We start from the raw sequence: 25,000 nt of genomic DNA, 5'->3' as shown, positions 1-25,000 counted from the left end.
TCACAGGCCGGGGCGCTTGCCGATCGTGAGGGTGACCTCGCCGGTGTGGGCGAAGAAGTCGTTGCCCTTGTCGTCGACGACGATGAACGCGGGGAAGTCCTCGACGTCGATCTTCCAGACCGCCTCCATGCCGAGCTCTTCGTACTCGACGATCTCGACGTTCTTGATGCAGTCCAGCGCCAGGCGGGCGGCCGGGCCGCCGATGGAACCGAGGTAGAAGCCGCCGTGCGTGTTGCACGCGTCGGTGACCTGCTTGGACCGGTTGCCCTTGGCCAGCATGATCATCGATCCGCCCGCGGCCTGGAACTGCTCGACGTACGAGTCCATGCGGCCGGCGGTGGTGGGGCCGAACGAGCCCGACGCCATGCCGTCCGGCGTCTTGGCCGGTCCGGCGTAGTACACCGGGTGGTCCTTGAGGTACTGCGGCATCTCCTCGCCGGCGTCCAGGCGCTCCTTGATCTTCGCGTGCGCGATGTCGCGCGCGACGACCAGCGGACCGGTCAGCGACAGGCGGGTCTTGACCGGGTGCTTGGACAGCTCGGCCAGGATCTCCGGCATCGGACGGGTGAGGTCGATCTTGACCGCGGCGCCCTTGCCGGTGCCCGAGACGCCGTCGGTGTCCGAGTCGAGCTGGGTGTCGGTGACCTCGGGCAGGAACTGGCCGGGGTTGAACTCGAGCTGCTCGAGGAAGACGCCCTCGGGGGTGATCTTCGCCTTGGCCTGGCGGTCGGCCGAGCAGGAGACGGCGATCGCGACGGGCAGCGACGCGCCGTGGCGGGGGAGACGGATGACGCGGACGTCGTGGCAGAAGTACTTGCCGCCGAACTGCGCGCCGATGCCGATCTTCTGGGTGAGCTCGAAGACCTGCTTCTCGAGCTCGTGGTCGCGGAAGCCGCGGCCGGTGATCGCGCCCTCGGTGGGCAGCTCGTCCAGGTAGTGCGCCGACGCGTACTTCGCCGTCTTGAGCGCGAACTCGGCGGAGGTGCCGCCGACGACGATCGCCAGGTGGTACGGCGGGCACGCGGCGGTGCCGAGCGAGCGGATCTTGGCCTCGAGGAACTGCATCATCGAGTCCGGGTTCAGGATGGCCTTGGTCTCCTGGTACAGGTACGACTTGTTGGCCGATCCGCCGCCCTTGGCCATGAACAGGAACTTGTAGGAGTTCTCGTGGCCCTTCGCGGTGTCCGCGTACAGCTCGATCTGCGCGGGCAGGTTGTTGCCCGTGTTCTTCTCCTCCCACATGGTGATGGGAGCGTTCTGCGAGTAGCGCAGGTTCAGCTTGGTGTAGGCGTCGTACACGCCGCGGGCGATCGACTCCTCGTCGTCGCCGGGGGTGAGCACGTGCTGGCCGCGCTTGCCCATGACGATCGCGGTGCCGGTGTCCTGACACATCGGCAGCACGCCGGCCGCCGAGATGTTCGCGTTCTTCAGCAGGTCCAGGGCGACGAACTTGTCGTTGTTGGACGCCTCGGGATCGTCGAGGATGCTGGCGACCTGCTTCAGATGATCGGTGCGCAGGTAGTGCGAGATGTCGTGGAGGGCGGTCTCGGTGAGCAGCCGCATGGCCTCGGGTTCGACCTTCAGGAAGGTGCGGCCGTCGGGGCCTTCGACGGTGGACACCCCCTCGGTGGTGAGCAGCCGGTACTCGGTGGGGTCTTCACCGATCGGCAGCAGGTCCTCGTAGAGGAATTCCGGCATCGTTTCTCCTGAACACGGGCTGTTGAGTTCGTATTGAGGCTAACGGCGGGCATTTGCTCGTCCGAATCGGGGCGGTGAAGAAGTCCGTAGCATCGAAGGTGACCGTGTCGCGGTGTGGGGTAGTTCACCGCGCGCCCCGTGCACGGAGGCGTACTCTCGAGCTTGGTAACAGACAGATAACAATCTGTGTTCTCTCGGTGTCGGGTTGATCGCAGAGACGGGGGATGCGCACCGCATGAATCTCGCAACCGCGAATGCCGGCGCCGTGTCGACGACGGGTATTCACCGCATCCGCGCCGCGCATGCGTGGTTGGACGTTGCCGTGGTCGTGGCCGTGCTGGTCGCCACCAACCTGATCGCCCACTTCACCACCGTGTGGGCGAGCATCGCGACGGTGCCGATCTCGGCGGCGATCCTGGTCGGGCTGACCCGGCGTCGTGGCCTGGGCTGGTCCGAGTTGGGCCTGTCGCCGCGGCACTGGCGGAAGGGCACCGTGTACGCGCTGGCATCGGTCGGGATCGTCCTCGCGGTCGTCGCGATCGGCATCGCGCTCCCGGTCACGCGACAGTTCTTCATGGCCGATCGGTACGCCACCATCTCCGGTGCCCTCGTCGCCTCCATGATCGTCATCCCGCTGCAGACGGTGATCCCCGAGGAACTCGCCTTCCGCGGCGTCCTGCACGGCACCCTGTCCCGCGTCTCGGGCGTGCGCGGCGTGTTCGCCGCGGGATCCCTCCTGTTCGGGCTGTGGCACATCGCGTCGTCGCTCGGACTGACGTCGGGCAACAAGGGGCTGAGCACGATCCTCGGCGGCGGCGCGCTCGGGCAGGCCCTCGGCATCGCCGGCGCCGTCGCCGCGACCGCGGTCGCGGGCTTCGTCTTCACGTGGCTGCGCCGCCGCAGCGGCAGCCTGCTCGCCCCGATCGCCCTGCACTGGTCGCTCAACGGCGTCGGCGCCCTGGCCGCGGCCCTGGTCTGGCACGTGTCGCTGGGCTGATGTCCCGGTCGGCCGAGACGGCAGCGCGTCAGGTGTACTCGGCGGTCAGCTTCTCGATGGTGCCGTCGAACGGGAACGGGGCCCGGTCGTAGTAGTCGAGGGAGACCGGCGAACCGAGGCAGGTGCCGATGTCGAGGCAGTCGTTGGCGGTGAACAGCAGCGGCGCGCTGACGGGCACCGTGGTCTCGGCCACCTTCTCACCGTCGACGCACATGTGCACGTTCAGTGGACCACCGGGACGGGCCTCGGCGTACTCCGTGAACACCTCGACGGTGTGCCGGCCCGGGGTGATCGGAGCGGCCGAACGCATCTTCGTGCGCGTCAGGATGAAGAGGTTGTACTCGTAGCAGAGGTGGCCGTCGTCGAGGTAGCAGGTCAGCCCGCCCGCGTTGGCGCCGAGCGCGTAGAGGACCCCGCTCGCGCCCTCGGGAACCGTCAGCTCGATGGCGACCCGATTGTTCTTGTTGCCCAGCGCGGGAGCACAGAATTCGGGTATGCGAGTGACGTCGCCGGTGAACTCCCAGCTGGTGTAGGGGGTGGAGATGCGCTGTTCGGGATGGATGGCCGCCACCCAGAGCCCACCACCGACCGGCAGGACGTTGTTCCTGGCCGCCTCGATCGCGAACAACTCGCGTAGTTGGGCCAGCTTCTCGGGATGCTGCGCGGCGAGGTCCCGGTTCTGGGTCCAGTCCTCATCGAGGTTGTAGAGCTCCCAGGTGTCGTCGTCGGGGCTCCAGTCGCGGATGCCGCCGGGTGTTCCGGGCACCCAGGGGGCGCGTGGTCCGAATGCCGAGGCCATCCAGCCGTCGTGGTAGATCGCGCGGCTGCCCATGATTTCGAAGTACTGCGTGAGCTTGCCGGCCTTCGCGTCCCGGTCGATCAGCGTGGTCGCGAAGCTGGCGCCGTCGATCGGGTCCTGCGGGATCCCGTTCACGGTCCGGGGCGCGGTGATGCCGAGCAGTTCGTAGAACGTCGGCACCAGGTCGTTGCAGTGCAGGAACTGCGTCCGCGGTGTCGAATCCGGGGTGATCTTCGCGGGCCACCGGGCGACCATCGGGTTGCGGGTGCCACCGAGGTGGGAGGCGAGCAGCTTCATGCCCTTGTACGGCGTGCTGCCCGCCCACGCCCACCCCGCGTGGTACATGTTGTCGGTCTTCGGCGAGCCGAGCACGTCGAGCCCACCGAGTTCCTCGAGCGCGGCGATGTGCTGCGCGGTGGTGGTGGGGATGCCGTTCTGGGCGAGGAGTTCGCTGATGGTGCCGTTCTGGCCCTCACCCGACGAGCCGTTGTCGCCCCAGATGTAGAGGACGAGCGTGTTGTCGCGGTAGCCGAGCTGATCGAGTTCGTCGAACAGGCGCCCGACCTGTACGTCGCAGTGCTCGGCATAGCCGGCGGCGACCTCCATCAGGCGCCGCTGGAACGGCTTCTCGTCGTCCGGGATGTCGTCCCACGCCGGCATCGTCGGGTCGCGGTCGGTCAGTTCCGCCTCCTGCGGGATCCACCTCTTCTCCTTGGCCCGCGCGAAGACCCGCTCGCGGTACGCGTCCCAGCCGTCGTCGAACTTGCCGGAATAGCGGTCCGCCCACTCCTTCATGACGTGATGCGGTCCGTGCAGGCAGCCGCTGGCCCAGTACATGAAGAACGGTCGATCGGCGTCGAGCGCCTTGTGCCGTCGCAGCCAGCCGATCGCGTCGTCGGCGAGGTCCTCGCTGAGGTGGTAGCCCTCCTCCGGGGTCTTCGGCGGCAGCACGACGGTGGTGTTGCGCACCAGGTTCGGCTCGTACTGGGAGGCCTCGCCGGCGAGGAACCCGTAGAAGTAGTCGAATCCGACCCCGGTGGGCCAGTTGTCGAACGGTCCGGCGGCGGTGGTCTCCTCGGCAGGGGTGTTGTGCCACTTGCCGAACGCGGCGGTGGTGTAGCCGTAGTGGCGGAGCACCTCGGCGCCGGTGGCGCTCGACTTGGGGATGTGGCCGGAGTATCCGTCCCAGTCGTTGGCGAGTTCGGCGATCTGACCGTTGCCGACCCGGTGATGGTTGCGGCCGGTGAGCAGCGCGGCCCGGGTCGGTGAGCACATCGCGGTGGTGTGGAAACGGTTGTAGCTGATCCCCTCGCCGAGCATCCGGTCGAGGGTCGGGGTGTTCACCTCGCCACCGAAACCACTCGGCAGACCGGGGCCGGCGTCGTCGATGAGCACGACGACGATGTTCGGCGCGTCGGAAGGTAGGCGGTGGGGTTTCGGACGAGGGCTGTACACCGACTCCTGCATCGTGCGGCCGGCGATGCTCCCCGACGGTGTCGGCGGGAACGGGAGCGACTCGCCTCCCGGTATGGCCTCGACCTCGAAAACCTCGTTCATCCCCGTGGCTCCCTTCGTCGGGGCGATCCCTTGTCTCGCAAGGGATCACCGCCTCACCCATCGTGAACATACCCAACAACGCCCGAGAAGTTGAGGAGATTGCATCGACTCGGGAGGCGCGAAGTTGCCCTAGTCCCGATCGACGACGGCCGTCAGCGTCACGCCCCGGAAGTCGGCCAGTGCCGTCGCCTGTTCGTCCACTCCGGATCGAGTCGACGTCGACATCCGCGTCCACGCCGTCACCTCGACGGTGAGCTTCTTCCCCGACGTCCGCGGTCGCCACAGGCCGACGATCTCGCCGCCGACCGCGACCGCTCCGGGTCGGCCGAGCGTCGGCCACAGCGCCTTGCGCCGCGCCTCGTCGGCGACCAGCAGTTCGCGGTCCTTCAGTTGCAGGTAGGGGTCGAACGGGCCGAGCAGTCGCACCGAGTCGTCGGTCGGCGGATCGCGGAGGGCGTCGACATCGGCGGCGAGGATCCACCGCTCTACGCCCTCGACCGACACCGGCGTCGCGTCGTCGGGCCAGTGCTGTTTGACGTCCTTGACCGGGGCGTCGATGTATCCGGCGGTGCCCTTCGGCTCGGCCGGGCCGAAGAATCGCAGGTATCCGCGGATCACGTCGAACCGGGCGTCGGCGTCCGCGCCGGTGCGGGTGTACGGCTTCGCGCGCCAACCGGGAATGCGCGCGAGGACGGGCGGCGAGGTGTCGGGCCGCAGTTCCAGGCCGGCCTGCAGCGCCGCGAGCCGGAACGGCATCTCGTACATGTGCGTCGCGTTGCACGGCCGGCAGAACCGCAGATACGGGTCGCTCATCCGCGCGGTGAGCGCCGCCGACATCTCGCCCTTGACGGTGGGCTCGCGAACGATGTCGCGCATCTCGTCCGCGACCGCCCGCAGCGCGTCCAGCGTCGGGATTCCCGCGGCCTTCAAGGGCCGGTTCGCGTCGAAGATCCGTTTGGCCGCGTCCGCATCGGACAGCGGGGCGGTGGCGGTCGCGATCGCGGGCAGGTCCGCCCGCCGGTAACAGTGCGGCGCGGCGCGCAGCGTCCACGCGAGCGCGAGGTCGTCCGTCGTGCCGGGCGGCGTGCCCCGCAGGCGCAGCGCCCAGGCCGCGCCGTCGGGGCCGGTGTTCTGGATGCCGAGGTCGAGGATGTCGCAGTCGATGGGGCCGGACGCGACGCCCGCGGCGCGGTCGAGTTGCTGGGCGTGCCAGCGGTACGAGAGCACCTGCGCGCGAGTCACTTCGACGGCCATGGCGTGAGTGTAAGGGCGGTCACGGACAATCGCGCGCGGACACTAGACTGCCAGTATGGAAACCGAACCCGGCGAGAAGCTGTCGCTGCGTGAACTGCAGAAACGGAAGAGTCGGGCGCACCTGATGGACGCGGCGGCCGGCCTGATCGGGGAGCGCGGTTTCCGCGAGACGACGATCGACGACATCGCCAAGGCCGCGGGCGCGAGCCGGGCCACCCTCTACTCGTACTTTCCGAGCAAGGACGCGATCGTCCGCGAGATCGTCGTGGAGATGTGGGACCGCGCCGAGTCGCTGTACCGCGATTTCGGTCGGCTCACCGACTGGGAGCGTCCGACGATCCGGCGGTGGGTCGAGGGGGTCGTCGAGGCGTGGGAGGCCAGCGGCGACAAGCTGCGGGTCCAGTCGGCGGGGCTGGTCCGATTCGACGACTTCTATCTCGAGTACCACCGCCGGTTCGTCACGGCGCTCACCGCGAACGAGGAGCTGTGGAAGGGGGTCGACGGTGCCGAGACCGAACGGCGCGCGCTGCTGCTGATCAGTGGGCTCGAACTGTTCCTGAACACCTGGCTGGTTCGCGGGTGGTCGGCCGACCGCGAGGGCGCGATCGACACGATCACCGACGTCTGGTGTGCCGCGCTGCCGTCGGACTAGGGGTCAGCCGACCGCGAACTTGGCGCGCATGAGGCCGCCGATCTCGGCGAGCGCCAGGCGCGCCCGGGCGTGGAGATCCGCGTGCATCAGGAAGCCGTGTGCCACACCGGGGTAGCGCAGCACCGCGGTCTGGACGCCCGCGTCGCGCAGGCGGTGCGCGTACTCCTCGGCGCCGTCGCGGCTCGGGTCGTGCGACGCCGTGACCACGATCGCCGACGGCAGCCCCGACAGGTCCGCAGCCAGGCTCGGCACCCCGTAGGGATGGTCGCGGCTCGGGTCCTCGCCGAGATACAGGTTCTTCGTCCACGCGAAGTCCCCGGCCGTGATGATCGGGCCGTCCGCGAACTCGAGCACCGACGGTTTGGTGTCGTCGCGGTCGATACCGGCGTAGATGTGCAACTGGAACAGCAGCGGCACCCCGCCCTCGTCGCGGGTCTGCAACGTCACCCCGGCCGCGAGGGTCGCGCCGGCGCTGTCCCCGGCGACGGCGATCCGGCCGGGATCGACGCCCAGGTCGCCGGCGTGCGCGCCCACCCACTGCGTCGCGAAGTACGCCTCGTCGGTCGCCACCGGGTACGGATGTTCGGGCGCGAGGCGGTAGTCGACGCTGACCACCACCGCGCCGGACGCCTCCGCGAGCAGGCGGGCGAGTCGGTCGAAGGTGTCGACGCTGCCGATCACCAGGCCGCCGCCGTGGAAGTAGACGATCGCGGGCAGATCAGACGCGGCGACGGGCCGGTAGGTCCGCAGCCGCAGCGGACCGTGCGGACCGTCGAGGACGCGGTCCTCGACGTGGTGCATCTCCGGGCCGGGCCGCTGCGGTAGCGCCTCGAAGGCCGCGCGGGCGGCGTGCACCCCCGCCACGTGCATGGGCACCCAGTCCTCGCGGGTGCCGAGGTAGGCCGCGACGTCGGGATCGAGTTCGAGCATGTTCGGTGTCCTCTCGGGGTTCAGGCCTTGACCTTGCCGTCGACGTCGGGGGCGACACGGATCGCTTCCCAGTCGGCACGAGTCTGCGAGCTCATCCGTCCGACGAACGAATCGAGCTGCGACCACAGTGATTTCGAGACGATCATGTCGCCGGGTGTCAGCACCTGGTCGATCAGTGCAGGCCACGCCTCGGGGGTGTGATCGTCGGTCAGCGCGCCCGGCGTCTCGGCCTGCACGACGCGGGAGACCAGGCCGCCGCCCACGGTGAACACCTCGCCGGTGAGTGCCGTGTCGGCGTGCAGCAGGTAGGCCGCGAAGGCCGCGACCGCGTCGGGCGGGAAGTGGGCCTGCATGAATTCCCCGAAGCCGGGCTGTTCGATGCCGGCGGTGGAGCGTGTCCACGCGGCGGGGAGGATTGCGTTGGAGCGCACACCGATTCGCCTGCCGAGAAGCGCCTGCGTCCGGGTGAGGGAGAGGATGGCGCCCTTGGCCGCGGCGTAGCCGGGCATCGCGGGTGCCCCGAAGCTGCCGTTCGACGAGATGTTGAGGATCCGGCCGTCGCCGGTGCCGGACAGGTGTGGCCACGCGGCCTCGGTGACGCGGTGCGCGCCGCGCAGGTGCACGTCCACGAGGGTGTCGAAGTCGCCGCCCGCACCGGCGTTGTTGATCACGACGTCCAACCGGCCGAAGGCGTCGACCGCGGTCTGCACGATGCGGTCGGCCTCGGTCACGACGTCGCCGGTGACACCGACCGCGGTGCCCCCTCCGGCCTCGATCAGGCGGACCACCTCGTCCGTCCCCGGTGCGCTCGCCGACCCGGTCCAGTCCCGGCCGAGGTCGTTGACGACCACCGAGCATCCGCGGGAGGCCAGCAGGCGGGCGTAGGCGAGGCCCAGTCCGAAGGTGGACACGCCCGTGATCAGGGCGACTTGGCCGTCGAAGCGTAGTGGATCCATGGCAGGCAACGCCTTTCGTCTGGAGACGCGGGGTGAACGGTTGCGGTCGCAGTGTGGTGGCGACTGATCGGACGGTAGCCCACCCGAGGCCGCTTGGGTAGACGTTCGAGCAAAAAACCAGACTGTGAGTCTGCTAAATGGGATATGGGTATGGACAGGTCGGGTTCGGTGGCCTACTGTCCCGAATCACAACGCCGCGCACCGGGTGCGTGAGCGTTTCTCGCCGTTCGACTCTTCACGACTCCGGGCCTCGGACCGACAGGCCTGCAAGGAGATTCCCATGACATCCAGTACCGCCGTGCCGCTGATCGAGGACGACGACCGGTCCCGGGTAGACCCCGAACTGCTGCGTGCCCATCTGGGACAGGCCGACCCGGCCGTCCTGTTGGCGGTTCTCGCGCAGATCACCGGTGACGCCGCCGTGCTCGATCGCCATGCCGACGCGATCTCGTACGTTCCGGACGCGCCGGAGATGGCCGGCGTCACCGACCCCGAGACTGCCGCCGCGATCGTCGACGACCTGGTCGGCGCGCTGACATCGGCCGCCGCGATCGGCGCCGGTGCCGCCGCGCCCGGCGACCCCCACCTGTTCGCCCGCCTGGTTCCGCTGGCACTCGGCGTGACGCCCGGGGAGGAATTCCTGCCGATGCTGGCCGAGCAGGGTGGGTTCCATCGGGCGCAGCCCGTCCTGCCGCGCACCACACCGCTGCCCGACACCCTCGACGTGGTGATCGTCGGCGGTGGCCTGGCGGGTGTGGCGGCCGCGATCGCCGCGACGCGCGAGGGGATCTCGTACGAGGTCCTCGAGCGGAACGAGGACCTCGGCGGCACCTGGCTGATCCAGAACTATCCGGGCGTCGGCGTCGACACCCCGTCGTCGTACTACTCGCTGTCCTCGGAACTGAACCCCGACTGGACCAGCTACTACCCCAAGGGCGGCGAGTACCGGGACTATCTGCGGGCCGTCGCCGACAAGCACGGGATCCGGGACCACACCCGGTTCGGCACCGAGGTGGAATCGCTCGTCTGGGACGAGTCGTCGCACCGGTGGGCCGTCCACGCGCGGTCGTCCGACGGCACCCGCTCGGTGACCCACGCCGCGGCGGTCATCACCGCGCTCGGCTACCTCAACCGCCCGCAGTTCCCCCGGGTCGAGGGACGGGAGTCCTTCGCCGGCACCAGTGTCCACTCGGGGGAGTGGGACCCCTCGCTCGATCTCACCGGCAAGCGGGTCGCGGTGATCGGGGCCGGTTGCACCTCCGCGCAGATCGTCGACTCCATCGTCGACGACGTCGCCCACCTGACGCTGTTCCAGCGTCAACCGCACTGGGTGGCGCCGCGCAAGCGGGACAGCGACGACGTCCCCGAGCACCACCGGTGGCTCTCGCGGCACGTGCCGTTCTATGCGAACTGGCTGCGGGTCAAGGCCTTCTGGGGATCGGCGGACAGCGCGTACCCGGTGGTCGTCGTCGATCCGGAATGGGCGTCGACGCACCTGTCGATCTCGCGCGCCAACGACACGCTGCTCCAGGACTGCCTGGCGTACATCGACCGCACGTTCGGCGCCGGGTCCGACCTGGCCGCGAAGGTCACCCCCGACTTCGCACCGTTCGGCAAGCGCATCATCCGCGATCCCGGCGGCTACTACCCGGCGCTCACCCGGGAACACGTCGACGTCCTCGTCGCCGAGCCGGCCCGGATCGTGCCGGAGGGGATCGTGACCCCGGAGGGGGAGCTCGTCGAGGTCGACGTCATCGTGTACGCCACCGGATTCCATCTGGACTTCCTGTCCACCATGGACATTCGAGGTCGCGACGGCCGCACCCTGGTCGACGAGTGGTCCGGCAACCCGCGGGCCTACCGCGGCGGCACGGTCCCGGGCTTCCCGAACCTGTTCGTCACCTCGGCGCCCAACACGAACCCGAGCCACGGCGCGGGCAACAACTTCGGCATCGAGGTGGCCGTCCACTACATCGTCGAGTGCCTGCACCTGCTCGCCGAGCGGGGCGCCCGCTCGCTCGAACCCACCCGGGAGGCGTACGACGCGTACGTCGAGGACATCGACCGGGCGATGGAGAACACCGTCTGGCGCCACACACCGAACGCGCACACGTACTACCGCAACGACAGCGGCCGCGTGATCGTGGCCAGCCCGTGGCGCCTGGTCGACGTGTGGCAGCAGCATCGCACGCCGATCGAGGAGCACTTCGTCCTGCGGTAGTTCCGGCAGGTCACGCGGATTCCCCGCGGCGGAGGCGATCCGCGGTGGTCGGTTAGGCTCTTCGCATGGCCCGCACGATGCCGAATCGTCAGGGGGATGCCACTCGGATCCGCCTGATCAAGACAGCCGAAAAGCTCTTTGCCGCGCAGGGGGTCGATGCGGTGTCCGTGCGTGCGGTCAATGCCGCTGCAGGCCATGGTCCGGCGGCAGTCCACTATCACTTCGGGTCGAAGGAAGACCTCCTGTCCGCGGTCCTGCTGGACGTCGGCGCCCGAGTCTCGCAGGACATTTCCGCGCGCGTCGACGAACTGGCATCGTCCGACCGGCGTCCCGAACTGGCGGACGTCGTCCGGGCCCTGACTGATCCGTATCTGGAACTGCTGCTGAGTCAACGTGTCCGAGGCGTTCGCTGGATCAAGATCGTCGTGCAGGTCTCGCGGGAGGCGCGGCCGGCCGTCGCCGCGTCGGGTCAGGACGAGCTGTCCTTGCGGCTCCGGGAGCAGGTTCGGCGGGCACTGCCCGATACTCCACGCGAGCGGATCGACCACCGGTGGCCCATCGCGGTGATGAGCTTCCTGCAGTCTCTCAGCAGGGTCGACGACTGGGCTGTCGGCACAACCCGTCAGACCCGCGACGAACTCGTCGAGTTCTACGAGGATCTCGTGGCATTCGTCGTCGGCGGCGCGGAGCGGATGCTCTCCTGACCCCTCGGGTGCTGCCGAGTCGCCCGCGCCGAGACGGATGCGCGATTGTGTCGATCGCGTGATTGATTAGTTGGTTCCTGCTGGGCCGCGTGCAGTAGGGGTGTGCCCGGATATGGGCGGGGCGGGCTCAGCGGGCCGGGCGTCAAATCATGTAGGCGTACAGGTGTATTCGATGTCGGAGCTCCGGCTCCGCTCCGGTTTCCGCAGCGTTCCGCTGAGCGGGAGGATTCCACTCGGCATCACACGAATTCAATCGTTTGTTTCAAATCTTTGATAGACCACTAGGCGTTGAGCAGTTCGACGAACCATCGAGGTAGGAGACGACATGTGGACACCGGACTCGATCAAATTCGGAGCCTTCCTGGCTCCGTTCCATCCTCTCGACGCCGATCCGGCGCTGCAGTTGCGACGTGACATCGACTTGATGGAGCATCTCGACCATCTGGGGTTCGAGGAAGCCTGGATGGGGGAACACCACTCGACGGGAGCGGAGATCGTGCCGTCCCCGGAGGTGTTCATCGCGGCGGCGGCCGAGCGGACGGAGCGCATCCGGTTCGGCACAGGGGTGGTCTCGTTGCCGTACCACCACCCGCTGATCACCGTCGACCGGATGATGCAGCTCGATCTGCAGACCCGCGGCCGCGTCATCTTCGGGACCGGTCCGGGCAAGATTCCGCTGGATGCGCACATGATGGGCATCGACCCCAGCGACCAGCGTCGTCGGCAGGGTGAGGCGCTCGAGGCGATCCTCCCGCTCATGCGCGGCGAGACCGTGAACATGGAGACGGACTGGTTCACGCTGCGCGACGCCCGCGCACAGCTGCCCACCTACGACCCCGCCGGCATCGAAGTCGTCACCGCGTCGACGATCTCGCCCAACGGCTCGGTGCTGGCAGGCACGAACGGACTGTCGCTGCTGTCGCTGGCCGCCAGCTCACCGACCGGCTTCGACGCGCTCGACCGGAACTGGTCGATCTACGAGCAGGTGTCCGCCGAGCACGGCCACACCGCGGACCGGTCGACGTGGCGCGTGGTGAATCCGATGTTCCTCGCCGAGACCCAGGCCGACGCGGAACGCGCCGTCAGCCGGCGCATCCAGTCGATGGCGTACTACGCCAATCGCCAGAACGGCCGCTACCCCGAATGGGGCGAGACCCCGCAGGGCGTGATCGACCACTGGCGCCACGAATCGCTGGGCGAGTTCGGGCAGGCGATCATCGGCACCCCGGACCAGGCCATCGCGCAGATCGAGCGACTCATCGAGAAGACCGGCGGCTTCGGGACGATGCTCATCCTGCACGTCGACATGGCCAACTGGGAGGACACCAAGCGCAGCTACGAACTGTTCGCCTCGGAGGTCGTGCCGCACTTCCGTCGGCGCAACGTCCGACGGCAGGCGAGCCTGCAGTTCGCCGAGGACAACCGCGAGTACCTCATCGGCAACCTCGTGAATGCACTCGAGAAGGCGCGGACCGACTACTACGGTCAGCCCGCGCAGACGGGAGCCTGACCGTGCGCGCCGTCCAGTTCCACGATGGTGAGTTCACGCTCGCCGAGGTTGCCGACCTCCCGGACCTCGGCCCCGGGCAGGTGCGGATCGACGTCATGGCCTGCGGGATCTGTGGCAGCGACCTGACCGTCTCGAAGGATCCGTGCAGGTTCGTCGACGTCATCGATGCCGCGCGCTACCCGCTGGCCACCTTCGACCACGGGCGTCCCGTCGTCCTCGGCCACGAGTACGCGGGCGTCGTCGCCGAGATCGGACCCGGGGTGGTCGATTTCGTGGTCGGTGACCGCGTGGCGGGCCTCGGGATCGTGACCGACACCTCGACCGGAATCCCGAAGATCATCGGGTACTCGAACACGTACCACGGCGGGTTCGGCGACCAGATCGTCGTCGACGCCGTCTGGGTTCGCCGCATCCCGGACGGGTTGTCGTTCGAGCACGCCGCGCTCGCCGAACCGCTGCACGTCGGGGAACTGCACATGCAGCGCTCCGGTCTGACGGTTGCCGACTCGGCGCTGGTGATCGGTTGCGGGACCATCGGTCTCGGTGCCATCGTCGCGGCCAAGGCGCGCGGCGCCCACACGGTGATCGCGTCCGAGCCCTCACCGAAGCGTCGGGAACTCGCGCTCAAGATGGGCGCGGACGTCGTCGTGGACCCGAACGAGGACGATCCCGTCGAGGTCTGGAACCGCATGGTCGCCGACGGCCACAACGACCCGGAGCGCGGCGGCGGGGGAATCCTCATCGCCTACGAATGCAGCGGGCGCAAGGGCATGCTCGACATGCTCCTGCGCACCCTGCCCTACGACTCCCGCATCCAGGTGCTCGCGGCACCGTTCGCGGACGAGACGATCATTCCCGTCATCGGCCAACTCCGCCGCATCGCGATCAATTTCGGCCACGGCCCCACCGAACGCGGCTACGAGATCGTGCTCGAGCGCCTCGCACGCGGTGAGATCGACGCCGACGCCATCATCACCGGCCGGGTCGACCTCGACGGCGTGGCGGACGCGTTCGACACGCTGCGAGCGCCCGACGATCACGTCAAGATCATGGTCCTTCCCCGGGGCGTCGCCTCGGCGTGACACGCGCCGGTAAGGCAAGCGCGGAGACCGATCCAGTTCTGTCCCTTCTCATCTGAGCGAGGTATTCATGTCTTTGCGAACCAATGACGGCCCGGATGAACAGCGCGTCGGCGAGGTGTCGGCCGACGCGAACGACCGGCCTACCCGGTACTGGGTGCGCACACTCCTCATCCTGCTTCTCCTCACCGAACAGTCCGCGCTGGGCTTCTCGTTGTTCGCGCCGACGCTGCCCAAGGTCGCCGCCGAGTTCCAGACCACGCAGGTGGTGTGGGTGATGACGGCCTTCACGCTGTCCGGTGCGGTGGCGTCGCCCATCATCGGCAAGCTCGCCGATCTGTACGGCAAGAAGAAGATGCTCGTCGTCACCGCGGCGATCGGGGCGCTGGGTGCGCTGATCTCCGCCACCGCGGCGACGTTCCCCATTCTCGTGGCCGGGCGTTTCCTGTCCGGCGCCGGCTTCGCCTGCCTCGCACTGGGATACACGCTCATCCGCGACACGTTTCCGGCGCGGTTGCAGCCGATCTCGATCAGCATCGCGAACACCGGTGTCGGCGCGGTCGGCGTCGGAGCGCTGCTCGTCGCCGGTGTGCTGATCGATCATCTCGGGGTCCGGTCGGTGTTCTGGTTCGCGTTCGGCTTCTGCGCGATCGGCGCGATACTGACCTTCTTCTTCGTGCCGGAGACCCCGATCCGCTCGCACGCGCGCATCGACTGGCTCGGCGCGGTCCTGCTGGCGGCCAGCATGTTCGTCATCATGGTCGGACTCTCCCGCGGCAAGGAGTGGGGCCTGACCGACGGGCGCACCCTCACCTGCGTCGCCGTCGCACTCGTCGGATTCGCGGTCTGGGTGTGGTGGGAGCGCCGCACCGACGAACCGCTGATCCGTCTCGACCTCATCGCGAAGCCGGCGCTGCGGTACACGCTCATCGGCGGCGGTATCGCCTACGGCGCCACGACACTGCTCGCGACCCTCACCCCGATGCTGCTCCAGGCGCCGGAGAGCACGTCGTACGGCTTCGGCCTGTCCGCGACCGAGATGGCCGGCTGGCTGTTGCCGGGCCAGTTGATGATCGTCGCAAGCGGATTCATCGTCGGTGCCACCGCGAAGTCGATCGGCTTCCGCAACCACCTTGTGTTCGGCGCGGTGTTCATCGCGATCGCCGCCGCCGTGCTGTCCGCGGTCCCGACCGTCCCGGTCGTGATCGTGCTCGCGTGGGTGGTGTTCGGCCTCGGCTGCATGATCTACGCGGCCGTCCCGAATCTGGCGCTGCTCGCACTCCCGGAGACCGAGCGTGCAGTGGGCTCCAACTTCGTCGGGGTCGCCCAGACCTTGGCCGGCACCCTGATCTCCACCATCGGCTTCACGGTGCTCGCCCACTACGTGGTGGCCACCGACGGCCACGGCGTCGCCTACGAATCCGCCGGATTCCGCAGTGCCTTCCTGATCGCGGCGGGCGCCGCCGCGATCGGTGCACTGGTCTCCCTCGCCGTCCCGCGGATCAAGCAGGCCGCCTCGTCCCACGCCCACTGACCCGAAAGGAACAACACAATGCTTCCCGAACCGAGATTCGTCGACACCAACGGCGTCCGCCTCGCGGTCTTCGAGGCGGTGCCCGAGCGCGTCACCCGTGACGTGTGTGTCGTGCTGTGCCACGGTTTTCCCGAGCTGGCCGCGTCGTGGCGGCACCAGCTGCAGCCGATCGCCGATGCCGGGTTCCACGTCATGGCCCCCGACATGCGGGGCTACGGGCAGTCGACCGGACCCGACGACCGCCGCGCCTACAGCATCGCCGAGACGACCGCCGACATCGCGGGCCTCGTCGCGGACGCCGGCTACGAGAAGGCCGTCGTGGTCGGACACGACTTCGGCGGCATGGTGTCGTGGATGATGCCCTACCTGCAGCCCGATTCCGTGGCGGGCGTGATCACGCTCAACACCCCGTTCGGGTACTCCCGCGAGAACCCGATCGAGAAGTACGAGCATGCGTACGGCCCACGGAACTACGTGGCGCACTTCCAGACTCCCGAGTGCGAGGCACTGCTCGACAAGGACGCCGAACGGAGCTTCCGCTTCTTCATGCGACGCGACACCGGGTCCGGCACCAACCTGTCGCGCACCGGCCGGCACGACCCCGAGTCGATGAGCTACATCCACTGGCTCGCCGACGACGAGTCGACGTGGCCCGGCGAGGTCGTCCTCGACGCGGACGAGATGCGGTACTACGCGGACGCATACGCCCGCACGGGATTCGGTGGGGGACTGAGCTGGTACCACAGCATCATCCGGAACTGGGAGGTGCACACCGAGCTGTTCCCCGACGGCGTCGTGCCCAAGGTCGGGGTTCCGGCGCTGCTGGTCGCGGCGCGCCACGACCCGATCTGTCATCCGATGCTGACCGACAATCTGCTGCAGTACTTCGAGACGTTCGAGCGTCGGATGATCGACACCGGGCACTGGACGCAACTCGAGGACCCGCAGGCCACCAACGAGATCCTCGTCGACTGGCTGACCCGGCACTTCTGACGGGACCGACGCCCGGTTTCGTTGCGCCACAGAAGGAGGCAGCCTTCGCCCGGTTCTCCGGCACGAAGGCTGCCTCCTGTCCATCCAGCGTGATCGGACCGATCGTGACGGTGAAGCCCGACGTCAGGATCCACCACGACGACGGATTCTTGCGTTTCTTACTGTGGGAGTTCGTACTTGTCGATCACGGACTCGAGTAACTCTGCGGCCCGGGAACCGGTGATAACGTCCTCCGGCGCAACCTTGGTGACCGTCTTGGAAGTCACATCTTCGTACACGTGTTCGCCGATCAATCGGACGTCGTTGTCGTAGTGCCAGACGAACGCAAGTGTGCGACGGACCAGGTAGTACGCGTCGGCGTCGTACTCCGAAGTGCTGCTGTCAGCGTTCTCGTCCAGGCTGCCGAAGACGTTGTCGCCGAGCATCTTTCCCGGTACGAACTGACTGAACTCTGCCTCGCCGGCGAATCCCCAGTCGGCGACCGCCATTTTCTGCTTGCCCGTCCACATCACCAGCATGTCCATACCGGCCAGTGTCTGGTAAAAGCCGCGAACCTCGCTCATTCCGTCGAGGATCACGCCTTGGCCGCCCTCGAAGACCCGGTAGTGAGGCTCGTCGACGGTCATAGCGGGAGCGAGCAGTTCGTCGTAGCGACCCGACACCTCGAGTAGACCGTGGCGGCGGTAGTTGACAAGAATCTTCCGGTGGATGGGATTGGTGGTGCTCTCGATGAGGGTGTCGATGTCGTCCATCATGTGGACGAACTCCTCCTCGTACGAGGTTCGGGGGGCTGCGGTCGGTCGGGCGGAATGCGCTGTGCTCATTGTTGTTCTCTCCCTACAGGTACTTGCTGAGATCGGGGTAGCTGCCCACTTCGTAGCCGCCGTCGACAACCAGACTGGTGCCGGTGATGTAACTGGCGCCCGATCCCGCCAGGAAGATTGCGGGCGCAGCGAGCTCGGCGGGCTGTGCAGGACGCGCGAGAACGGCGTTCGCGTAGAACTCGTCCATGATGCCTTCATTCTCGAGGATGAAGCCCGCCATCGGAGTCTCGACGAGTCCGGGAAGTACAGTGTTGACGCGGATTCCGTGCCGGGCCAGCTCCAGCGCGGCATTCTTGCCGAACATCTCCACACCGGCTTTGCCTGCGGCGTAAGCACTTCCGCCGTACAGGGGCAGGTGCGCGTTGACCGAGGAGATGTTGACGATCGCGCCGCCGCTTCCTTTTCGGATCATGGACCGCGCGACGTATTTGGTGCAGAGGTAGACGCCTGTGAGCACCACGTCCATGGTGAAGTGCCAGTCGGCTTCGTCGAGATCGGTGATGGGGGCGGGCCGAAGTCCGCCCGCGACGTTGAACAGGCTGTCGATTCCCCCGAGGGAAAGTTCGGCCTCGTCCACCGCGGCTTTGACGTCGTCCGGTTTCGTGACGCTGCCCGAGAAGGTTGTGTAGGAGCTTCCGAGCTTCTCGGCCGCTGCGGCCAGGCCGTCCTTGTCCAGATCGAAGGCGAGGACGGAGGCTCCGGAGGCGATGAGTTGCTCGGCAATCGCATAGCCGATTCCGGATGCGGCCCCGGTGACGAGCGCTCGTTGAGGAGACTTCGCAGTTGCTGACATGGGTTCCCGTCTTGGATATCTTGGGGGCAGCTGAAGGCCCGATCATGTTCCGGCTCTTGGATTTCTTCCGGTCTCGAACACCTTGACACCGTGCGGCTGACCAGTAAATTGACATCCACGACACAGGGTTAAGTAGTTGCTTCATCGGAGGAGTCGGTTGTGTCCTCGTTCTTGAATCTGACTTTGGTCAATTCGTTGGAGGTGCTGATCGAAGAGGGAAGCTTCGCGCGTGCGGCCGCGCGATTGTGCGTCACACCGCCGGCGATGACCCAGCAGATCCAACGGCTCGAGGGCGCCGTCGGCTACAAGTTGGTCGAGCGTGGCACCAATCCGATCCGGCTCACCGACCGCGGCCGGGAGTTCATGGTCCATGCGGGCGCCGCGCTGGCGTCTTCGCGCATTGCTCTGGGTGAAAGTACCGACCAGGAGATCCTGCGAATCGGGTTCATCAATGGCTTTCCCGGCCGGAGAGACGAGGGTTTTCTGGCGGACTTCGCGGCGAAGAACCCCCATGCGCGGCTGCAGTTCATCCAGCTCGAGTGGGGTGATCAGCTTTCGCGGCTGGCTCGGGGCGACGTCGATGCATCTCTTGCCCGTCCACCGTATCGAGAGATGGCGGACAAGATGGATCGCATTGTCGTGCATCGAGAGAAACGGGTGGCAGCAGTTCCGATCGACTCGCCACTCGCGGCATGTGAAGTGTTGACTCTCGGGGACCTCGACGGCTACGCCGTCGTCGGCGCCAAAGGCATCGGCCGTGAGTGGACGAAGGAGTGGGTGGTAGACCCTCGGCCCAGCGGACGCGCCGTTCAGTATGGTTGCTGGGCAGCAACAATGGAAGAGGCGATCAACGGCGTCGCGCTCGGCGGCAATGTCATGATCACTGCGCAGTCGGTGGCCAATCGCTACCAACACGACGGCGTCGCCTACCGCGACATTGCTGACGTGGATCTGTGTCAGGTTGATCTGATTACCCGAGCCACGGACCGTAGACCACTCACCAAAGAGTTGCGCCGCGCGGCGCTAGCTCGAGTTGACGACTTGGCAACGGCCGACCCAGCCGCGTAGTCCGCCGGTTCTTATGACAGAGAGTCGATTTCGGATCGTCACCACGCATCGGGCCGGGACCTCGAGGCGCCGTCAGGTGGCTTGTTCGCATGGCTTGGCTGGAAGGTCTGGATCGGCTGGATCTGTCGGCGGTCAATTCACCGGGCGTCGTCGCACAGCCGTGGCGCCCCACAGCCTCAGAACATGATCAGTTCGGGCGACGCCCTCGTCGTCGATGTACAGATGAAACTCCTGGTGGATCGGCACGCGGGTCGCGTACGTGCGACCGCCGTCGAGGACGGTGACGTACGCGCCGTCGTCCCCATGGAGGGACGGTCTCACATCACGGTCGGCCAGGAGACGACGGCGCCCCGGCTCAGCGCGATCCGACCTTGGAAAGACGACGGGCCGCCCCGGCCTTCGTCTCCGCTTCCGCGGGCCGTCGGAGTCGCCGATCGAGCAGGTGTACCAGTCCGACGACGAGGCCGACGACGAGTCCCCACAGCACCGACACCACGAGGCCCAGCACCAGCGCGGCCGCGTACGTTCCGAGGCCCTGATGGGTCTCGAAGCTGATATACACGATGCGCACGAGGTTGCCGACCACGACGCCGAGCATCGTGGCGAGCAGGCCGGCGAGGAACGGGCGTTGCCGACTCCTCGCCAGGCGGGTCCACACCACCGCGATCATCACGAGGGCAGCGACGACGTCGACGAACCAGAACGACCATGTGGTGTCGCCGAGCGGGAACAGTCGCAGCGGCGGGATTCCGAACGGCAGGCCGATGGCGCTGGGAATCAGCAGTTCCGGGTTGAACGTGAGGATCCGGCCGGTGAGCGACCACATGCCGAAGAGCACCGACGCGAGCAGGACGGTGACCGTCGCGGGCCACGGACCCGCCTGGATCCGGCGGACCAGCGCCGTTGCCGAAAACGCCCCGTGCTCGTCAGACATGACGCAACATTAACGCACCGAACAGGACAATCGTCCAGGTTTGGCGTGGATGCGAGAGTTGGTGGAGCGGTGAGGCGTTCGAAGGTGCTGGCGGCTGTCGTCGGAGCGCTGGTTCTCGTCGGCGGTGTCGGCGCCGCGTTGCGGGCGGACCCGGCGCCGTCCACCGCCTATCTCACCGACGATGCCGGACGGGCACTGATCCTCAACGGGTTCAACACCGCGTCGAGCGCCAAGAGCACACCGGACGGCATGCCGACGTTCACCGAGGCCGACCTCGACCGCGAGCACACCGACATGGGCACCAACTTCGTGCGGTTCCTCATCTCGTGGCGGTCGGTGGAGCCCGAACCCGGTGTCTACAGCCAGGAGTATCTGAACCGGGTCGCCGAACGGGTCGGGTGGTTCGCCGACCGCGGCTACAGCGTCATGCTCGACATGCACCAGGACGTGTACTCGAGCGCCGTCACCCCGGGTGGGCGGAACGGTAACGGGGCGCCCGGGTGGGCGACGTACCTCGACGGGCTTCCCGTGGGCGACAACGACATGTGGGAGATGTACTACCTCGAGCCGGGCGTGATGCGGGCGTTCGACAACTTCTGGAACACCACCGGCGCCCATCCCGAGTTGACCGACCACTACGCGAACGCGTGGCGCGCGGTCGCCGAACGGTTCGCGGGCAACCCCGCGGTGGTCGCGTACGACCTGATGAACGAACCGTACGGCGGCACGCTGCAGGGCCCCGCGTTCGAGGCCGGGCCGCTGACCGCGCTGTACCAGAAGACGTCCGACGCCATCCGCACCGTCGACCAGGACACCTGGGTATGCGTGGCCCCGCAGGCGATGGGCACCAACTGGGGCACGCCCAGCGGGCTGCGGCCGATCGACGACGCCCGCGACGGCGAGCAGCGCATCGCGTACTGCCCGCACATCTACCCACTCCCGATGGATCTCGGTGGCGGGTACACCGGCAGTTCGCGGACGCAGGTGGACGCGACGATCGACGCGTGGCGCGGCAACGTCCTGCGCACCGCCGCCGACCTCGGGAACGTACCGATCATCCTGGGGGAGTTCGGCCTCGACACCACGCTGCCGGGAGCCATGGACTACGTCGACCGGATCTACGACACCGCTCGTGAGATGGGAGCGGGCGTCTCCTACTGGTCGCGCGACCCCGGCCCGTGGGGGCCGTACGAGTCGGACGGCGCCGAACGCAATCTGGTTGCGGCGTTGGACGAGCCGTACCCGCGGGCGATCGCCGGTGCGCCGCGGGCGTGGTCGGCGGACGCGGACCGGCTCGAGTTCTCCTACGTACCGAACCTGTCGATCACCGCACCCACCGAGGTATACCTGCCCGCACGGACGTTCCCACACGGCGCCGACGTCGACGGCGCGCACGTCACGAACTGGAATCCCGACACCCGCATCCTGACGCTGCGGGCGCCGGACACCCGGCAGGAGGCCACGGTCACCGTGACGCCCCGCCGTTGACCGTCAGGCATCGGGGCGCGGAGCGAACTCCCGGCGCAGCATGTCGCCGCAGTCGTCGAGTTCGGGGGAGGGGATCGTCGCACCGAGCGAATCCCAGGTCCCGAACTTGAGTGGCGTTCCCGGGACGTCGAACCCGCCCACGTCCTTGATCATTCCGCGCACTGCGATCTGGTCGAGTGCGCGGGTGTCGTCGACGTTGAGGACGATGCCGACCGGCACGCCGGCCTCGGTGAGCCGGCCGCGCCACGCCTCGCCGGTGTCGGTGCGCAGCACGTCCTCCATCGCGGTCTTGAGATCGGTGTGGTGGGCGCACCGGTCGACGTTGGTGGCGAATCGCTCGTCCGCGGGGAGGTGGGTGAGGCCCAGTGCGCCGCACATGAGTTCGAACAGGTGGTCGTTGCCGACGGCGATCGCGATCGGGTGGTCGCTGCACTCGAACGTGTCGAACGGATACATGAAGGGGTGCCGGTTGCCGAGTCGGGTCGGCCGCACCCGCGGACCGAGCGCGTCCATCAGTCCGTGTTCCATCAACGCGAACGTGCTGTCGAGCATCGCGATGTCCACGGTGGTGCCGCGGCCGGTGCGATCGCGGGCGACCAGGGCGGTGAGGATCCCGCAGTACCCCATGATGCCGGCGGTGATGTCCGAGATCGACGTGCCCACCCGGGTCGCGGGACCGTCGGGCCACCCGGTGGCGTCCATGATCCCCGACAGCGCCTGGATCACCGTGTCGTAGGCCGATTCCTGGTGCATCGGCCCGTACTGGCCGAACCCCGAGATCGAGCAGACGATCAGCCGCGGATGTTCGGCGACGAGGTCGTCCGGTGCGAGGCCCAGATGCGCCATCACCCCCGGTCGGAAGTTCTCCACCACCACGTCCGCGTGCTTGATCATCGAGCGGACCAGTGCCATGTCGTCCGGGTCCTTCAGATCCAGCGCGATGCTCTCCTTGCCGATGTTCGCCAGCCGGTAGTACTCGGAACTGCCGTCGTCGGCGAACGGCCCCATCCGACGGGTGTCGTCGCCGACGCCGGGACGTTCGATCTTGATGACGCGGGCGCCCGAGTCGGCGAGCATTCGCGTGCAGGTCGGTCCGGCGAGCACGTGCGTGAAGTCGACGACCGTGATGCCCTCGAGCGCCTGCGGTTTGGTGGGATCGAGATGCCCGCCGGGATCGTGCTCGGTCATGGTTCCTCCTCGTGCGCCGGGCGGTTGAGCTTCTGCAGGTGGCCGCTCTCGGTGCCGACGGCCGGATCGATCACGCAGTCGATCAGCGCGGGCTCACCCGACGCCAGCGCGGACCGCACCGCCGCGGTCACCTCGTCGGGCGTCTCCGCGTGGTAGCCGACGCCGCCGAACGCCTCGATCAGGGTGTCGTACCGACTCGAGTGCAGCAGCACCGTCGGCGCCGGATCCGCCGAATGCGCGTTGACCTCGTCGCCCCGGTACACGCCGCCGTTGTTGAACACGAGGACGACGACGGGCAGGCGGTACCGGCAGATCGTCTCGATTTCCATGCCGCTGAACCCGAACGCGCTGTCACCCTCGATCGCGACCACCGGCGACCCGGTCTCGACGGCCGCCGCGATCGCGTAGCCGAGTCCGACGCCCATCACGCCCCACGTTCCGGTGTCCAGTCGGTGCCGGGGCCGGTGGATCGGAATGATGTTGCGCGCGTTGTCGAGTGTGTTCGCGCCCTCGCTGACGACGATCACGTCGGGATGCGCGGCGAGGACGTCCCGCACCGCGCGCAGCGCGACGGCGAAGTTCATCGGATGCGCGTCGGCGCGCAGCCTCGCCTCCATCCTCGCGGCGTTCGCCCGCTTCTTCGCGGCGATCTCGTCCAGCCACGCGGACGACGGTGCGATCACGCCGGGCGACAGCGACGCGAGCAGTGCCGTGATCGAGGACGCGATGTCGCCGGCTACCGGGGCGTCGATCGGGCGGTTGCTGTCGAACTCGGTCGGACAGACGTCGAGTTGGACGAACCGCGCGTCGGGGGACCACCGTGGCGGGCGGCCGTGCTCGAGCAACCAGTTGAGCCGCGCACCGACGAGCACCACCACGTCGGCGCCGCCGAGCGCCAGCGAACGGGCGGCCGCCGCCGACTGCGGGTGGTCGTCGGGCAGAAGCCCTTTCGCCATCGACATCGGCAGGAACGGAGCGCCGGTGGCCTCGACGAAGGCGCGGATCTCGGCGTCGGCGCGGGCATAGGCGGCCCCCTTCCCGAGCAGGATCAGCGGGCGCTCGGCCCGCTCGAGCAGCGCCATGGCGCGGTCGACGGCCTCGGGTGCCGGGATCTGGCGCGGCGCGGGATCGACGACCGGCGGATGCGGCACGCGCGGCGCGGACCCGGTCAGCACGCGGGCCGGGAGATCTAGGTAGACCCCGCCGGGGCGGCCGGAGACCGCCGCCCGGATCGCCCGGCTCACACCGACACCGATCAGTTCGGGGGAGTCGACCCGGTACCCGGCCTTGGCGAACGGGCGGGCCGCCGCGAGCTGATCCAGTTCCTCGTAGTCGCCCTGACCGAGGTCGACGACGGAGCGCTCGCTGGACCCGCTGACCTGGATCATCGGGAAGCAGTCGGTGGTGGCGTTGGCGAGCGCGACGAGCCCGTTGAGGAAGCCCGGCGCCGACACCGTCAGGCAGATGCCGGGCCGGCCGGTGAGGTAGCCGGCGGCCGCGGCGGCGTGCCCGGCGGCCTGCTCGTTGCGGAAGCCCAGGTAGCGGATGCCGCGTGCCTGGGCGGTGCGCGCGAGATCGGTCACCGGGATCCCGACCACCCCGTAGATCGTGCGGACGCCGTTGGCCGCGAGTGCATCCACGACGAGATCGTTCCCGTCGGCGGATTCGGGCTCGGTCATGTGCGCACCCCGGACGGCTGGACTCCGCCCCGCGGGCGGCGGTCTTCTCCGAGTATCCACCCGGCGAGGGCGCAGGTCAGCCCGCCCGGACCGACCCGCCCGGATCGTCCGACATGTCCGCGCCGGCTGCCGGCCGGTGGCC

At 68.1% G+C, this 25,000-nt stretch carries 20 protein-coding genes; 10 read left to right on the top strand and 10 right to left on the bottom strand.

Translation table 11 applies throughout. From position 1 onward, the window contains the following. Positions 1–1,698: a fumarate hydratase gene (locus EGT67_RS04915; RefSeq protein WP_127914944.1), complete on the bottom strand. Its 1,698-nt coding sequence runs from the start codon at positions 1,696–1,698 to the stop codon at positions 1–3. Between the two features lie 235 nt (positions 1,699–1,933). Here EGT67_RS04915 and EGT67_RS04910 point away from each other — a divergent pair, with 235 nt between their 5' ends. After that, positions 1,934–2,695: a CPBP family intramembrane glutamic endopeptidase gene (locus tag EGT67_RS04910; protein ID WP_127914943.1), complete on the top strand. Its 762-nt coding sequence runs from the start codon at positions 1,934–1,936 to the stop codon at positions 2,693–2,695. Between the two features lie 28 nt (positions 2,696–2,723). Here EGT67_RS04910 and EGT67_RS04905 read toward each other — a convergent pair whose 3' ends face one another. Beyond that, complete coding sequence (locus tag EGT67_RS04905; protein WP_127914942.1) at positions 2,724–5,051, bottom strand: arylsulfatase; 2,328 nt, start codon at positions 5,049–5,051, stop codon at positions 2,724–2,726. A 129-nt stretch (positions 5,052–5,180) separates the two neighbouring features. Continuing rightward, positions 5,181–6,305 (bottom strand): winged helix DNA-binding domain-containing protein, encoded by a 1,125-nt coding sequence (locus EGT67_RS04900; protein WP_127914941.1) that lies wholly within the window; start codon positions 6,303–6,305, stop codon positions 5,181–5,183. Between the two features lie 55 nt (positions 6,306–6,360). Between EGT67_RS04900 and EGT67_RS04895 the strand changes: the two genes are divergently transcribed. After that, complete coding sequence (locus tag EGT67_RS04895; protein WP_127914940.1) at positions 6,361–6,957, top strand: TetR/AcrR family transcriptional regulator; 597 nt, start codon at positions 6,361–6,363, stop codon at positions 6,955–6,957. Positions 6,958–6,960: 3 nt separating this feature from the next. Here the strand turns inward: EGT67_RS04895 and EGT67_RS04890 are convergent, their stop codons facing one another. Next, positions 6,961–7,887, bottom strand: coding sequence for an alpha/beta hydrolase (locus EGT67_RS04890; RefSeq protein WP_127914939.1), 927 nt, complete (start codon positions 7,885–7,887; stop codon positions 6,961–6,963). Positions 7,888–7,907: 20 nt separating this feature from the next. Beyond that, positions 7,908–8,843, bottom strand: a complete 936-nt coding sequence (locus EGT67_RS04885) for an SDR family NAD(P)-dependent oxidoreductase (protein WP_127914938.1) — start codon at positions 8,841–8,843, stop codon at positions 7,908–7,910. A 280-nt stretch (positions 8,844–9,123) separates the two neighbouring features. Between EGT67_RS04885 and EGT67_RS04880 the strand changes: the two genes are divergently transcribed. The 6 genes from EGT67_RS04880 to EGT67_RS04855 all read left to right on the top strand — a co-directional run bounded on the left by EGT67_RS04880 (position 9,124) and on the right by EGT67_RS04855 (position 16,884). Beyond that, a complete protein-coding gene (locus tag EGT67_RS04880; RefSeq protein ID WP_127914937.1) occupies positions 9,124–11,064 on the top strand; it encodes a flavin-containing monooxygenase in 1,941 nt (646 codons plus the stop codon). Positions 11,065–11,129: 65 nt separating this feature from the next. Further along, positions 11,130–11,768 (top strand): TetR/AcrR family transcriptional regulator, encoded by a 639-nt coding sequence (locus EGT67_RS04875; RefSeq protein ID WP_127914936.1) that lies wholly within the window; start codon positions 11,130–11,132, stop codon positions 11,766–11,768. Positions 11,769–12,093: 325 nt separating this feature from the next. Further along, entirely contained in the window at positions 12,094–13,278 is a 1,185-nt protein-coding gene (locus tag EGT67_RS04870; RefSeq protein WP_127914935.1) for an LLM class flavin-dependent oxidoreductase, read from the top strand. Positions 13,279–13,280: 2 nt separating this feature from the next. Further along, positions 13,281–14,360: a zinc-binding dehydrogenase gene (locus EGT67_RS04865; protein ID WP_127914934.1), complete on the top strand. Its 1,080-nt coding sequence runs from the start codon at positions 13,281–13,283 to the stop codon at positions 14,358–14,360. Between the two features lie 67 nt (positions 14,361–14,427). Further along, complete coding sequence (locus EGT67_RS04860) at positions 14,428–15,891, top strand: MFS transporter (protein ID WP_127914933.1); 1,464 nt, start codon at positions 14,428–14,430, stop codon at positions 15,889–15,891. 18 nt (positions 15,892–15,909) lie between these two features. After that, positions 15,910–16,884: an alpha/beta fold hydrolase gene (locus tag EGT67_RS04855; protein WP_127914932.1), complete on the top strand. Its 975-nt coding sequence runs from the start codon at positions 15,910–15,912 to the stop codon at positions 16,882–16,884. A 158-nt stretch (positions 16,885–17,042) separates the two neighbouring features. Here EGT67_RS04855 and EGT67_RS04850 read toward each other — a convergent pair whose 3' ends face one another. After that, entirely contained in the window at positions 17,043–17,708 is a 666-nt protein-coding gene (locus tag EGT67_RS04850) for a hypothetical protein (protein WP_127914931.1), read from the bottom strand. A gap of 13 nt (positions 17,709–17,721) precedes the next feature. Beyond that, positions 17,722–18,501 carry an SDR family NAD(P)-dependent oxidoreductase gene (locus EGT67_RS04845; RefSeq protein ID WP_127914930.1) on the bottom strand — a complete coding sequence of 260 codons (780 nt, stop codon included), beginning with the start codon at positions 18,499–18,501 and terminating at the stop codon, positions 17,722–17,724. A 159-nt stretch (positions 18,502–18,660) separates the two neighbouring features. Here EGT67_RS04845 and EGT67_RS04840 point away from each other — a divergent pair, with 159 nt between their 5' ends. After that, positions 18,661–19,569, top strand: coding sequence for a LysR family transcriptional regulator (locus EGT67_RS04840; RefSeq protein WP_127914929.1), 909 nt, complete (start codon positions 18,661–18,663; stop codon positions 19,567–19,569). A gap of 355 nt (positions 19,570–19,924) precedes the next feature. Here the strand turns inward: EGT67_RS04840 and EGT67_RS04830 are convergent, their stop codons facing one another. Further along, positions 19,925–20,503 carry a hypothetical protein gene (locus EGT67_RS04830; RefSeq protein WP_127914927.1) on the bottom strand — a complete coding sequence of 193 codons (579 nt, stop codon included), beginning with the start codon at positions 20,501–20,503 and terminating at the stop codon, positions 19,925–19,927. A gap of 69 nt (positions 20,504–20,572) precedes the next feature. Here EGT67_RS04830 and EGT67_RS04825 point away from each other — a divergent pair, with 69 nt between their 5' ends. Next, positions 20,573–21,991 carry a cellulase family glycosylhydrolase gene (locus tag EGT67_RS04825; protein WP_127914926.1) on the top strand — a complete coding sequence of 473 codons (1,419 nt, stop codon included), beginning with the start codon at positions 20,573–20,575 and terminating at the stop codon, positions 21,989–21,991. A gap of 3 nt (positions 21,992–21,994) precedes the next feature. Here the strand turns inward: EGT67_RS04825 and EGT67_RS04820 are convergent, their stop codons facing one another. Next, positions 21,995–23,179 carry a CaiB/BaiF CoA transferase family protein gene (locus EGT67_RS04820; RefSeq protein WP_127914925.1) on the bottom strand — a complete coding sequence of 395 codons (1,185 nt, stop codon included), beginning with the start codon at positions 23,177–23,179 and terminating at the stop codon, positions 21,995–21,997. Further along, positions 23,176–24,858, bottom strand: coding sequence for an oxalyl-CoA decarboxylase (oxc, locus tag EGT67_RS04815; protein WP_127914924.1), 1,683 nt, complete (start codon positions 24,856–24,858; stop codon positions 23,176–23,178). The genes EGT67_RS04820 and oxc overlap by 4 nt, the downstream gene beginning before the upstream one ends. Positions 24,859–25,000 lie beyond the last annotated feature (142 nt).

It is taken from the genome of Prescottella agglutinans, assembly GCF_004011865.1.
Lineage (GTDB): Bacteria > Actinomycetota > Actinomycetes > Mycobacteriales > Mycobacteriaceae > Prescottella > Prescottella agglutinans.
This window is presented reverse-complemented; position numbering and strand designations above follow the sequence as displayed.

Bases quoted from the DNA above. Each gene is read 5' to 3' on its own strand.
- EGT67_RS04870 (WP_127914935.1), top strand. From the start codon at position 12,094: ATGTGGACACCGGACTCGATCAAATTCGGAGCCTTCCTGGCTCCGTTC.
- EGT67_RS04900 (WP_127914941.1), bottom strand. From the start codon at position 6,305: ATGGCCGTCGAAGTGACTCGCGCGCAGGTGCTCTCGTACCGCTGGCAC.
- EGT67_RS04860 (WP_127914933.1), top strand. From the start codon at position 14,428: ATGTCTTTGCGAACCAATGACGGCCCGGATGAACAGCGCGTCGGCGAG.
- EGT67_RS04895 (WP_127914940.1), top strand. From the start codon at position 6,361: ATGGAAACCGAACCCGGCGAGAAGCTGTCGCTGCGTGAACTGCAGAAA.
- EGT67_RS04880 (WP_127914937.1), top strand. From the start codon at position 9,124: ATGACATCCAGTACCGCCGTGCCGCTGATCGAGGACGACGACCGGTCC.
- EGT67_RS04855 (WP_127914932.1), top strand. From the start codon at position 15,910: ATGCTTCCCGAACCGAGATTCGTCGACACCAACGGCGTCCGCCTCGCG.
- EGT67_RS04820 (WP_127914925.1), bottom strand. From the start codon at position 23,179: ATGACCGAGCACGATCCCGGCGGGCATCTCGATCCCACCAAACCGCAG.
- EGT67_RS04915 (WP_127914944.1), bottom strand. From the start codon at position 1,698: ATGCCGGAATTCCTCTACGAGGACCTGCTGCCGATCGGTGAAGACCCC.
- EGT67_RS04885 (WP_127914938.1), bottom strand. From the start codon at position 8,843: ATGGATCCACTACGCTTCGACGGCCAAGTCGCCCTGATCACGGGCGTG.
- EGT67_RS04850 (WP_127914931.1), bottom strand. From the start codon at position 17,708: ATGAGCACAGCGCATTCCGCCCGACCGACCGCAGCCCCCCGAACCTCG.
- EGT67_RS04845 (WP_127914930.1), bottom strand. From the start codon at position 18,501: ATGTCAGCAACTGCGAAGTCTCCTCAACGAGCGCTCGTCACCGGGGCC.
- EGT67_RS04905 (WP_127914942.1), bottom strand. From the start codon at position 5,051: ATGAACGAGGTTTTCGAGGTCGAGGCCATACCGGGAGGCGAGTCGCTC.
- EGT67_RS04890 (WP_127914939.1), bottom strand. From the start codon at position 7,887: ATGCTCGAACTCGATCCCGACGTCGCGGCCTACCTCGGCACCCGCGAG.
- EGT67_RS04875 (WP_127914936.1), top strand. From the start codon at position 11,130: ATGGCCCGCACGATGCCGAATCGTCAGGGGGATGCCACTCGGATCCGC.
- EGT67_RS04910 (WP_127914943.1), top strand. From the start codon at position 1,934: ATGAATCTCGCAACCGCGAATGCCGGCGCCGTGTCGACGACGGGTATT.
- EGT67_RS04830 (WP_127914927.1), bottom strand. From the start codon at position 20,503: ATGTCTGACGAGCACGGGGCGTTTTCGGCAACGGCGCTGGTCCGCCGG.
- oxc (WP_127914924.1), bottom strand. From the start codon at position 24,858: ATGACCGAGCCCGAATCCGCCGACGGGAACGATCTCGTCGTGGATGCA.